This window comes from Nocardia aurea, assembly GCF_003123685.1.
GTDB lineage: Bacteria > Actinomycetota > Actinomycetes > Mycobacteriales > Mycobacteriaceae > Nocardia > Nocardia aurea.
Map to the genome: position 1 here is coordinate 1 of NZ_QCYJ01000062.1, position 10,989 is coordinate 10,989.

9 protein-coding genes are annotated in these 10,989 nt (G+C 72.3%); 1 reads left to right on the forward strand and 8 read right to left on the reverse strand.

What is annotated here, in order from left to right; genetic code table 11:
* From DAT37_RS12765 to DAT37_RS12790, 6 genes are all read right to left on the reverse strand, one after another.
* Window positions 1–1,119, reverse strand: a 1,119-nt coding sequence (locus tag DAT37_RS12765; RefSeq protein ID WP_109524971.1) for a CaiB/BaiF CoA transferase family protein, incomplete at its 3' end; no start/stop codon positions are given.
* Between the two features lie 57 nt (window positions 1,120–1,176).
* Entirely contained in the window at window positions 1,177–2,301 is a 1,125-nt protein-coding gene (locus DAT37_RS12770) for an acyl-CoA dehydrogenase family protein (RefSeq protein ID WP_198654240.1), read from the reverse strand.
* Between the two features lie 32 nt (window positions 2,302–2,333).
* Window positions 2,334–3,212, reverse strand: a complete 879-nt coding sequence (locus DAT37_RS12775; RefSeq protein ID WP_109524979.1) for an SDR family oxidoreductase — start codon at window positions 3,210–3,212, stop codon at window positions 2,334–2,336.
* A 40-nt stretch (window positions 3,213–3,252) separates the two neighbouring features.
* Window positions 3,253–4,458, reverse strand: a complete 1,206-nt coding sequence (locus DAT37_RS12780; RefSeq protein ID WP_109524973.1) for a lipid-transfer protein — start codon at window positions 4,456–4,458, stop codon at window positions 3,253–3,255.
* A 30-nt stretch (window positions 4,459–4,488) separates the two neighbouring features.
* Window positions 4,489–5,352, reverse strand: a complete 864-nt coding sequence (locus DAT37_RS12785) for a MaoC/PaaZ C-terminal domain-containing protein (protein ID WP_109524974.1) — start codon at window positions 5,350–5,352, stop codon at window positions 4,489–4,491.
* A gap of 3 nt (window positions 5,353–5,355) precedes the next feature.
* Complete coding sequence (locus DAT37_RS12790) at window positions 5,356–6,984, reverse strand: AMP-binding protein (RefSeq protein WP_109524975.1); 1,629 nt, start codon at window positions 6,982–6,984, stop codon at window positions 5,356–5,358.
* A gap of 172 nt (window positions 6,985–7,156) precedes the next feature.
* Here DAT37_RS12790 and DAT37_RS12795 point away from each other — a divergent pair, with 172 nt between their 5' ends.
* Entirely contained in the window at window positions 7,157–8,173 is a 1,017-nt protein-coding gene (locus DAT37_RS12795; RefSeq protein WP_109524976.1) for an AraC family transcriptional regulator, read from the forward strand.
* A gap of 52 nt (window positions 8,174–8,225) precedes the next feature.
* Here the strand turns inward: DAT37_RS12795 and DAT37_RS12800 are convergent, their stop codons facing one another.
* Both DAT37_RS12800 and DAT37_RS12805 read right to left on the reverse strand, forming a co-directional pair.
* On the reverse strand, window positions 8,226–9,827 hold the full coding sequence (locus DAT37_RS12800; protein WP_109524977.1) for a nitrilase-related carbon-nitrogen hydrolase: 1,602 nt from the start codon (window positions 9,825–9,827) through the stop codon (window positions 8,226–8,228).
* A 285-nt stretch (window positions 9,828–10,112) separates the two neighbouring features.
* A complete protein-coding gene (locus DAT37_RS12805; RefSeq protein ID WP_109524978.1) occupies window positions 10,113–10,784 on the reverse strand; it encodes a DUF4230 domain-containing protein in 672 nt (223 codons plus the stop codon).
* Window positions 10,785–10,989: the final 205 nt, after the last annotated feature.

The window sequence follows — 10,989 nt, forward strand, 5'->3', positions numbered from 1 at the left end:
GGTGGCGCGCAGGGCGGCGATCTCGTCCGCGTCCAGGCCCCAGCGGGCCAGGGTGCGGGCGGCGTCGCGTCCGCCGGCGTCCATCGCCGCGGGCCGGGCGGGGACGCTGCGGCTGAAGCGCGGCGCCGGCGCGGGCTGGACGAGCCCGTCGATCTCGACGAAGGCGTTCCTGGCCCGGTTGTGCGGGTGCTCGTGCGCCTCCCAGAGGGACAGCACGGGCGTCACGCACGCGTCGGAGTCGGCGAAGACCCGCGCCCACTCGTCGCGCGTGCGGCTCCTGAAGACTTCGGCGAACAGCTTCCTCGTGCCCGGCCACCCGGTGGGGTCGAGCTGGGGCCCCACCGTGTCCGGGTCGATGCCCAGCCGTTCGAGCAGCAGCGCGTAGAACTCCGGCTCCACGGCACCGACCGCGACATGACCGCCGTCGGCGGTCTCGTAGGTGTCGTAGAAGGGAGCGCCGCCGTCGAGGAGGTTGGTCCCGCGCGGCCCGTCCCACATCCCGGCCCGGCGCATGCCGTGCAGGAACGACATGAGCGTGGACGCCCCGTCGACCATGGCCGCGTCCACGACCTGCCCCCGGCCCGAGCGCTCCCGCTCGTAGAGCGCGGCGACGACCCCGAGGGCCAGGAACGCTCCTCCGCCGGCGAAGTCGCCGAGGAGGTTGAGCGGCGCGTGCGGGCGCTCGCCGGCGCGGCCGATGGGGTCCAGCGCGCCGGCCAGGGCGATGTAGTTGATGTCGTGCCCGGCGCGCCGCGCGAGCGGCCCCTCCTGCCCCCAGCCGGTCATCCGGCCGTAGACGAGCCGCGGGTTCTCCGCCATCAGGTCGTCGGGGCCGATGCCGAGCCGTTCGGCCACCCCGGGCCGGAAGCCCTCCACGAGCACGTCCGCGTCGCGGGCCAGCCGGCGGACGGCCCGCGCGCCGTCCGGGGTCTTCAGGTCGAGCGCGACGCTCCGCCGCCCGCGGTCGAGCGGGCCGGGCGGCGGGGCGAACCCGGGACTGCCGCGCAGGCGCTCCACGCGCAGCACGTCCGCGCCGAGGTCGGCCAGCAGCATGCAGCCGAACGGCGCGGGCGCGAGGCTCGCGATCTCGATGACACGGACTCCGGTCAGGGGTCCCATGCGTTTGACTTCCTTCCGCTGAGCAGCGTCTTCAACCGGCGACGGGGCCGGGGACGGTCAGAGGGAGCGCGCGATGAGCTCCTTCATGATCTCGTTCGTGCCCCCGTAGATCTTCTGGACCCGGGCGTCGGTGTAGAGTCGCGCGATCGGGTACTCGGCCATGTAGCCGTATCCGCCGAACACCTGCAGGCACCGGTCCACGACGGCGCACTGCTGCTCGGTGAGCCACCACTTCACCTTCGAGGCCGCCACGGTGTCGAGCCGGCCCGCGAGGTGCCTCTCGATCGCCTCGTCGAGGAACGCCCAGGCGACGGACGCCAGCGTGTCGCACTCGGCCAGCGTGAACCTCGTGTTCTGGAAGGCCATCAGCGGCTTGCCGAACGCCGTCCGCTCCTTGGCGTAGTCACTCGCCAGCCGCACCGCCTTCTCGACGGTCGCCGCCGCGATCACCCCGAGGAACAGGCGTTCCTGCGGAAGCTGCTCCATGAGCTGGACGAATCCGCGACCCTCGACCCCGCCGATCAGGTTCGCGGCGGGAACGCGCACCTCCTCGAAGAAGAGCTCGCAGGTGTCCTGGCCGTGTTGGCCGATCTTGTTGAGGTTGCGGCCACGCCGGAACCCGGGCAGGCCGGCGGTCTCGACGCCGAACAGGCAGATGCCCTGCGCGCCGGCTTCGGGGTCGGTCGTGGCGACGACGATGACGAAGTCGGCCAGGTGCCCGTTCGAGATGAACGTCTTCGCACCCGTGATGACGTACTCGTCGCCGTCGCGCACCGCCCTCGTGCGCACGCCCCGCAGGTCGGAGCCGGCGCCGGGCTCGGTCATCGCGATGGCGCCGACGAGCTCGGCGGTCGCCATCCCGGGCAGCCAGCGGTGCCGCTGCTCCTCGGTGCCGTACGCGTTGACGTAGTGGGCGACGACTGTGCTGTGCAGCGGGCCGCCCCAGCTCGGGGCCAGCGCGCGATGCTGCTCGACCAGGATGACCGCCTCGTGCGCGAACGTGCCGCCTCCGCCTCCGTACCGCGCCGGGATGCTCGCGCACAGCAGGCCGAGCTCGCCGGCCTTGGTCCACACCTCCCTGTCCACGTGCTGCTGCCCGGCCCAGCGCTCCTCGTGCGGGAGGCACTCCTTGCGGAAGAAGTCGCGGGCCAGGCCGGCGAGGAGGTCGAGCTCCTCGTCCATCCAGCGTGAGCGGTGGAGCCGCACGACGCCCCCTACGCCCACGCGCTGAGGCGCTTGTGGAGGTCGTCGATCTCCCATGGCCCGTCCGTCTCGACGGTCTCGCCGACCCGCCACCTGTCCAGGGCCGAGATCGTGCCGCCCTGCACCGCGAGCACCCGGCCGGTGAGTGGGCAGGCGTCGCCGGCGAGGTAGACCGCGACGGGCGAGACGTTCTCCGGGGCGAGCGTGTCGAACTCCCCGTCCGGCACCTCCTTGGCGAACATCTCGCCCATGCCCGGGGTCGCCAGGGTCAGCCGGGTGCGCGCGACCGGCGCGATGGCGTTGACGCGCACCCCGTACCGCTGGAGCTCGGCCGCGGCCACCTGGGTGAGCTCGGCGATGCCCGCCTTGGCCGAGCCGTAGTTGGCCTGTCCCGGGAGCGTCATGAACGTGCCCGAGGCCGACGCGGTGTTGACGACCGACGCCCGCACCGCGACGCCCGCCTTCGACCGCGCCTTCCAGTGGTCGGCGGCGTGCCTGAGCATCGCGAAGTGGCCCTTGAGGTGCACCGCGATCACGGCGTCCCACTCGCCCTCGTCCATGCCCGTGATGAACCGGTCGCGCAGGATGCCGGCGTTGTTCACCAGGACGTCGAGCGTGCCGAACTCCTCGACGGCCTGGCCGACCAGCCTCCTCGCGCCCTCCCACGTCGAGATGTCGTCGGTGTTGGCCACGGCGCGCCCGCCGGCCGCCACGATCTCCTCCACGACGTCCTGCGCGGGGCCGGTGTCGGCACCGCTTCCGTCGTTGGCGGTGCCGCGGTCGTTGACGACCACGGCGGCTCCTTCGGCCGCGAAGCGCAGCGCGTGTGCCCGGCCGATCCCGCGGCCGGCGCCGGTGATGATGGCGACCTTGCCGTCAAGGGCGTTCATCGGCATCTCTCTCCTGTTCTGGTGGATTCGGTGGATGGGGTCAGCGTTCGGCCGGCCGGTACGCGGTCACGACCACGGCCCCGCCGAGCCCGATGTTGTGCTGGAGTGCGACCCGGGCGCCCTCGACCTGTCTCGCGCCGGCGGTGCCGCGCAGTTGCCAGGTGAGCTCGGTGCACTGGGCGAGCCCGGTGGCGCCCAGCGGGTGCCCCTTGGAGATGAGCCCGCCGGACGGGTTGACCACCCACCTGCCTCCGTAGGTGGTGTCCCCCGCGTCCACGAGCGTGTGCCCCTCGCCGACCGGCGCCAGCCCGAGGGCCTCGTAGGTGAGCAGCTCGTTGGGCGAGAAGCAGTCGTGCAGCTCGATGACGTCGACGTCGCCGGGGCCGAGCCCGGCCTGCTCGTACACGGCTCGCGCGGCGACGGCGCTCATGTCGGCGCCCACGATGTCCCGTGCCGTCCTCGACTCGAACGTGGAGGGCAGGTCGGTGACCAGCGCCTGCCCGACGACCTCGACCGCCTGGCCGGCCAGGCCGTGCCGGTCGACGAAGTCCTCGCCCGCCACGACCACCGCGCTGGAGCCGTCGGAGGTGGGCGAGCACTGGGGGCGGGTGAGCAGCATCGGCTCGTAGATCATCTTCTCCGCCCGGATCCGCTCCAGCGGGTACTCCTCCTGGAACTGGGCGTAGGGGTTGGCGACGGAGTGGCGGTGGTTCTTCTCGGCGATCCTGGCGAAGTGCTCCGGCGTGGAGCCGTACTCCTTCATGTGCTCGACGCCCGCGGCCCCGAACATCCACGCCGTCATCGGGAAGGCCGGCTCCACCAGCTCCGCGAGCGCCCGGGTGTGCCGCGCCAGCGGCTGCTCGCGGTCCTCGAAGACGTTGCCCAGCGAGCCGGGGCGCATCTTCTCGAAGCCCAGGGCCAGCGCGCAGCCCGCCAGGCCGCCCCGTACGGCGCGCACGGCCTGGTACAGCGCCGTCGAGCCCGTGGAGCAGTTGTTGTTGACGTTGACGATCGGGACGCCCGTCATGCCCAGCTCGTAGACCGCCCGCTGGCCGGCCGTCGAGTCGCCGTAGACATAGCCGACGTAGACCTCGTCGATCTGCTTGAAGCCGATGCCCGCGTCGCGCAGCGCGAGCGTTCCCGACTCGCGAGCCATGTCGGGGTAGTCCCAGTTCGCCCGGCGACCGGGTTTCTCGAACTTCGTCATGCCGACGCCGACGACGAACACCCTGTTACCGCTGCTCATGGCCTCTCCCTGGGTCCTGTGGTCCGTGGCTCAGGCACGCGCGACCTCGGCGAGGCCGTCCTTGATCAAGGGGGTGCCCTCGTCGCCGGTGCTCTCGAAGGCGTAGCCGTCGAGCCCGTCCCGGGCTCCCGACCGCCAGATCGAGGTCGTCATCGCCTGGCCGGGCCGTGCCGGGGCGCTGAACCGGACGGCGAGGCGCCTGAGCCGCTCGGGGGCCTCCGGCGCCACCCGCGACAGGATCGCGTGCGAGGTGAACGCCATGGTGCACAGGCCGTGGACGATGATGCCGGGCAGGCCCGCCCTCCTGGCGATCTCGTCGTCGAGGTGGATCGGCATGGTGTCGCCCGACGGGCCCGCGTACCGGAAGGTCTGGTCGTCGTCGAATCTCTGGCGCACCGTGAAGTCGGGCGCCCGCTCACGCAGGGCCTCGTCGAAGCGGTGCGGCGGGGGCGGCGTGCCCACCTCGTGGGGCCAGGCGCCGCCCCGGAAGAAGGCGGCGAAGTACTGCTCGTTGACGGGCTCGCCCTGCTCGTCCCGCGTCTGCGCGACCGTGGTCACCACGACCCCGGAGGACTTGCCGTGGATCCCGGCCACCCTGGCGCGGCAGCGCAGCGTCTCGCCGGGCACGATCGGCCGGTGGAACCGGAAGTCCTGCTCGCCGTGGAGGATGCGCATCGTGAGCTCGTCCGGGACGGCGGCCAGCGTGGTCGCGGCCAGTTCGGTGAAGACGGGCACGACCGCGAAGACCGGCGGCGCGACGGCTCCCTTCAGGTGCCGGGCTATCGGGTCGTTGGTCGCCTCGGCGTAGGCGACGGTCCGCTCCCGGTCCACCGGGAACGTGATCTCGTCGCTCCAGCGCCCGACGCGGGCTCTGTCGAAGTGATGCTCGGACAAGTCTCACCCTTTCCTGACATTGGGGTCGGATATCAGCTCCGACCGAAGGACCTTGCCCATCGCGTTGCGGGGGAGGCGGGGATGGAACACGACGTCGCGCGGCACCTTGTGGCGGGCCAGGTTCGCCTTCACGAACGCCCGGATCTCCTCGGCGGCCGGCGACGCGCCCGGCCGCGGGACGACGTGGGCTGCCAGCCGCTGCCCGTACTCCTCGTCGGGCACCCCGCACACGCAGACCTCGGCGACGTCGTCGCGGGTGAGCAGGAGATCCTCGACCTCGCGGGGGTAGACGTTCTCGCCGCCGGAGACGATCATGTCGTCCTCGCGGCCGTCCACGAAGAGATTGCCGTGCGCGTCGAAGTGGCCGACGTCGCCGGTGGACATCATCCCGTCCACGACCCGCTTGTTCCCGCCGTCGGTGTAGCCGGAGAAGCTGAGCCTCGTGGCGACGTGGATCGCGCCGGTCGTGCCGGGCGCGGAGATGACGCGGTCCTCGGCGTCGAGCAGGCGGACGACGACGCCGACGGGCGGCTTCCCGGCGGAACCGGGGGAGATCCTGAGGTCCTCCGGCGTGGCGACGGTGCACACCGAGACCTCGGTCGAGCCGTACATGTTGTACATCACGTCGCCCAGCACCTCCGCGGCCCGCGCCGAGAGCCGCTCGGACAGCAGGGAGCCGCCGCTGAAGAAGATCCGCAGCGCCGACAGGTCGTGCCGCCTGATCTCCTCCTCGCCCAGGTCGAGGATGCGCTTGAGCATCGTCGGCACGGCGACGACGGCCGTGCACCGGTGCCGCTCCATGAGCTCCAGGGCGTGCCGCGCGTCGAACCGGTTGCTCAGGACCACCCGTGAGCCGAAGCTGAAGGCCGTCATCATGTGGAACAGGCCGATCGCGTGGAACAGCGGGACGGCCACGTACGTGCTCTCGCGGACCCGGAGCGGGATCCGGTCCAGCAACTGGACGACCCCGTCGGTGGACCTCACCCTGCGCGGAGCGCCCTTGGGCAGGCCCGTCGTCCCCGCGGTGAGCAGGATGATCGCTCCAGGCTGGGCCGGCTCCGGCGGGCTCGCGCCCCTTCCTTCGGCCACGAGCTCGTCCAGCGTCGTGGCGGTCGCGGCGCCGTCACCCGCCCGGAGCCCCTCGTACAGCGCCAGGCCGTGGAGCCCCGGGACCAGACCGGCGAACTCGGCGTCGTGGACCAGCACCGTGACGCCCTCGCGGGCGACCACCTCCCGGAGCTGCGGCCCGCCGAAGCCGGAGTTGAGCATGACCAGCGTCGCGCCGAGCTTGGCCGCGGCGAGGACGGTCTCGACGGCGGCGCGGTTGTTGCGGCCCATCAGCCCGATGACGGCCTCCGGCCCGATCCCTCTCGCCGACCAGGCGGCGGCGATCGCGTCCGTGCGCGTGTCCAGCTCGCGGTAGGTCATCTCGCCGAGGTCGTCCACGAGACCGACGCGGTCGGGGTCGTCGGCGACGGCGGCCTTGATCGCGGCGGGCATCGGACCCCACCGGTCGGCATCGCGCTTGAGCCGCAGCAGCCGGCCAGGCTTCCACGGGTTCAGCACCCCCGCCCGCACGAGCACCCTCAGTGCGTGCAGCGGCGGGATTCTCGTCTCCGACGGTGCGCCCATGCTCGTTCCTCTGTTTCATACCGGGTGGATCGGGGCTGTGCGGAGAATCTAATTCGGGGGGCCTCTCCAGCTGGACGACCCAACCTCGCAGGATGCGTGACCGAAGTGCTCGCGCCTTGGGCGGCGTCGCGGGCGTCTGCTACCGTCGGCGGCACGGCAAGGGAAGTGTGCTATGTCCACGAACGGCGTTGCGGTCCAGTTCCTCCGCGCGGCCATCGCCTCCACCGAGACAGCCGGGATCGACGTCCGTCGCGCGCTGCGCGACCCATCGCTGTGGCCCGCCCTGACACGGCCGAACGCCTCCCACGTCAGCTGCGAGCAGACGATCAGGGTGATGCGGGTCCTGTGGCGGCTCACCGGCGACGAGCTGCTCCGGCTCGGGCCGCGGCCGGTCCCCCCGGGCACGTTCCGGATGATCTCGCTCGGGCTGATCCACGCGCCGGACCTGCGGACCGCGCTCGGGCGCCTGGTCGAGTTCGCGTCGATCACCACCGGCTACACGCGCAGCCGTCTCGTCGTGGACGGCTCCGGTTGCCGGATCGAGATAGCCGCCGAGCCGGCCGTCGAAGTACGGCCGCTCGCCACCGAGATCATGCTCGCCCTCGTGCACCGGTTCCCGGCGTGGCTCGTCGCGCAGCGGATCCCGATCTCGGGGCTGGAGCTGCCCTTCCCCGAGCCCCACTACAGCGCCGAATACGCGCCGATCTTCGGCAGGACGCCGTCCTTCGACGCTCCCGTGGCGTCGATCTCCTTCGACGCCCGCCATCTCGCCGCCCCCGTCGTGCGGGAGGAGCGGGAACTGCTGCACTACCTCCGCCGGTCGCCGACCGATCTGATCCACCAGCGCGACTACGGCACGACGACCGCCGACCGGGTGCGCAATGTCCTCGAACGCGGCGACATGAGCAACTGGGCGCGCGCCGACGACGTGGCCGCCCGGCTGTCGATCAGCGCCCAGCACATGCGCCGCCTCCTGCGGCAGGAGGGCACCACGTTCCACGAGATCCGGGAGGAGCTCCTCCGCGACATCGCCGTCGCCAGCCTGCAGCGCGGCAGGGAGTCCATCGACGAGATCTCCCACCGGCTCGGGTTCTCCGAGCCCAGCGCGTTCCGGCGTGCCTTCACGCGCTGGGTCGGCAGCCCACCGGGCGAGTACCGCGACCGGCACGCCCTCACGGTGAGGGGCTGAGCCGGGCGCACCAGCGGCGCGTCATCGGACTCGCCGCTGGCGGATAAGCGGCCTACCCGGCCCGCCGGGAGTCGCCGCGGCGGGAGCGCCGCCGGTGGACCGAGACGACGATCGCGGCGGCCGTGCCGGCCAGGCACAGCCAGGCGAAGGCGTCGCCGACCACGCGGTAGACGGTGGTGGTTCCGCGCGTGGGCACGTCGGAGAACACCACGTGCCGGTCCGCGCCCCCGTAGTCGTGCGCGGCGAGGACCCGGCCCTGCGGGTCGAAGGCCCCCGACACGCCGAACTCGCCCTGCCGGATCATCGCGTACCCGTTCTCGATCGAGCGCAGGTTCGCCTTCTGGCTGTGCACCGGGCCGATCTCCGCCCAGTCACGGGCGGGCACGATCATGATGTCCGCGTCCACGCGCATCAACTCCGGGAAGTCGGCGTCGAAGCAGATCACCGTGGCCAGCCGCCCGTAGGGCGTCGGGGTGACGGGCACCACGCCGTCGCCGGGTGGGTACGCCTCCAGCCCGGGGATGGGGTGGGCCTTGTCGTAGACCCAGACCTGCCTGCCGGTGGGGTCGAACATGTACGTGTGGTTGGCGGCGTACGGGGCCTGCGGCAGTAAGAGGGACACGGCGGCCTGGAGGTAGACGCCGTTCTCGCGGGCGACGGCGGCCACCTGGCTCAGGAAGGCCCGCTCGTCGGCGGCCAGGACTCCGGCCGCCTGCTCGGACCACATCACGATCTCCGCGCCCGCCTGCGCCGCCTCCCGCGTCCGGGCCAGCAGGTTGGCGTTGACCTTGCCGAAGGCGGCCCTCACGGCCGCCTGGTCCTGTCCCGCCACCTTCTGGGGGGTGGAGTCCTCGCCGATCACGCCGCGCAGCTCCCGGGTGACCGAGGTGTCCGGGCTGATGCCCGCGGCCCGTACGGTGTCGCCGTCCGGCGCGAAGAACGCGAGCCGCGCCCCGCCCGCCAGCAGCAGGAGCAGGAGCACGGCGGAGAAGGAGCCCACCACGGTGCGCGCCCTGCGCCGGTTCTCCCAGACCCTGTTCTCCCGGGTCCTGTTCTCCCAGACCCTGCTCTCCCAGACGTGGTTCGCCACCGTGGCGAACCAGCCGATGAGGAAGCCCACGCCGTAGGGACCGGTCACCGACACGACCTGGAGCAGGGCCAGGTTGTCATGCTGCGTCGCGGCCGGCACGCCGAACGCGGTGCCGAACGGGCTGATGACCGTCATGAGGAACTCGCAGGCCGCCAGCGCCGCGGGGAACAGCAGCAGGGCCGTGGCCGTGCCCGCCGCCGGTGTGACGAGCCGGTCCACGACGTACGGCACGACGGTCAGGGTGCCCAGCGCGATGACCCCCAGCACGGTGATCGCCGTCATCGGTATGGCGGTCTCGACCATCCAGAACATCCCCGCAAGAGCGGACGCCGCCCACACCATCAGCAGGCCGTTGAGGGCCGGGCCGGTCCGGGCGAACCTCAGGAGGAAGACGGGGGACAGCCAGGCCGCCACCGCGACGTCGAAGCGGCCGTGGACGGCGAGGAGCCACAGCAGTGTCCCCGCCGCCAGCCAGGCCCAGCGCCACCCAGCTCGGCCCGCTGGTGGCCCCCCGGCGGGCACCTCGCCCGTCCCGCTTCGCCGGACATCCTGATCTGTGTGCATCTGATCCTCCCCTGCCGTCGGAGCCTCCGCCCGACGACCGCGCGGCCGCACCACTCCGCGCCGACGGAGGACACCGACGGAAGGCGTCGGCACGACGCCGTTGGGGTGCCGTTGGGGTGCCGACGAAGGGGTGCCGGAGAGGGCAGGCGGGCGGACGAGAGCGGGCGTGGGATGACGCTAACCGGCGTGCCCGTCCGGGGGCTGTGACCGGAGCTCTCCTCTTCCATGACCGAGCCGATCGAGATCGGCCTGGCCGCCACCGCGCGCACCGGCGGCGCCGGAGGGTCAGGGCTCGTCGGCGAACTTCACCGTCACCTTCGTGAACCCGAGCGACTTCAGCAGCCCTTCCAGCATGGCCTTGGTGTTGGCGTCGGCCCTGGACCGCAGGTCGCTGGAGGTGGCCGCCTCGGCGATCTTCTTCTCCGCGAGCACGTACAGCTCCCGCTGGTCCCCCGGAGAGGACGACAGGAAGTCGGACACCCGGTCGAGCAGCCCGCGCTGCTGCGCGAAGACGTAGGAGCGCCGGTTGTCGAGGTTCGGCTTCTCGAGCTGCGCGCGCGGCAGGCGGACGGTGACCTCGGTGCGGTCGGCGTTGACCGTCACGGCGCCGGCGGCCAGCGCCGAGAAGTCGACGTAGGCGTCCACCGAGCCGGCGCCCACGAACAGGGTGCGGGTGCCCTTGACGGCGTCGGGCAGGAAGTTGGCGTCCTTCTCCAGGTCGACGACGACCTGGAAGTTGCCCGTCGCCGCCTCGAACCGGCTCAGGTCCTTGATCGACTGCAAGAGCACGGGCTGGCTGCGGTCGATGGGCTGCTCGCCGAGCGGATCGAGCCAGCTCCACGCCAGCCGCCCGCCCACCACGAGCAGCACCGCGAGCACCAGGACGCCCGCGACATATCGCCACCTGCGGCGCCGCCCCGGGGTGACCGTGGGGGGCGCCGTTCGGGAAGTCGTCATGTCATGGACCTACCCGGCCAGCGATGATCATTGCCAGCGTTTTGGTGACATCTCCGGCCCCCAGCTCGGTGAGGGCTTGTCGCTCGGGCCCGGATAGACCGGGTAGACCTGCGGCGTGGTGGAGGCCGTCGCGGCCAGGGGAGCGGCCGGGACCCCGGCCGGGAGCCCGGCCAGGGCCTCCGCGGGACCGCCGCCGAAGTGGGTG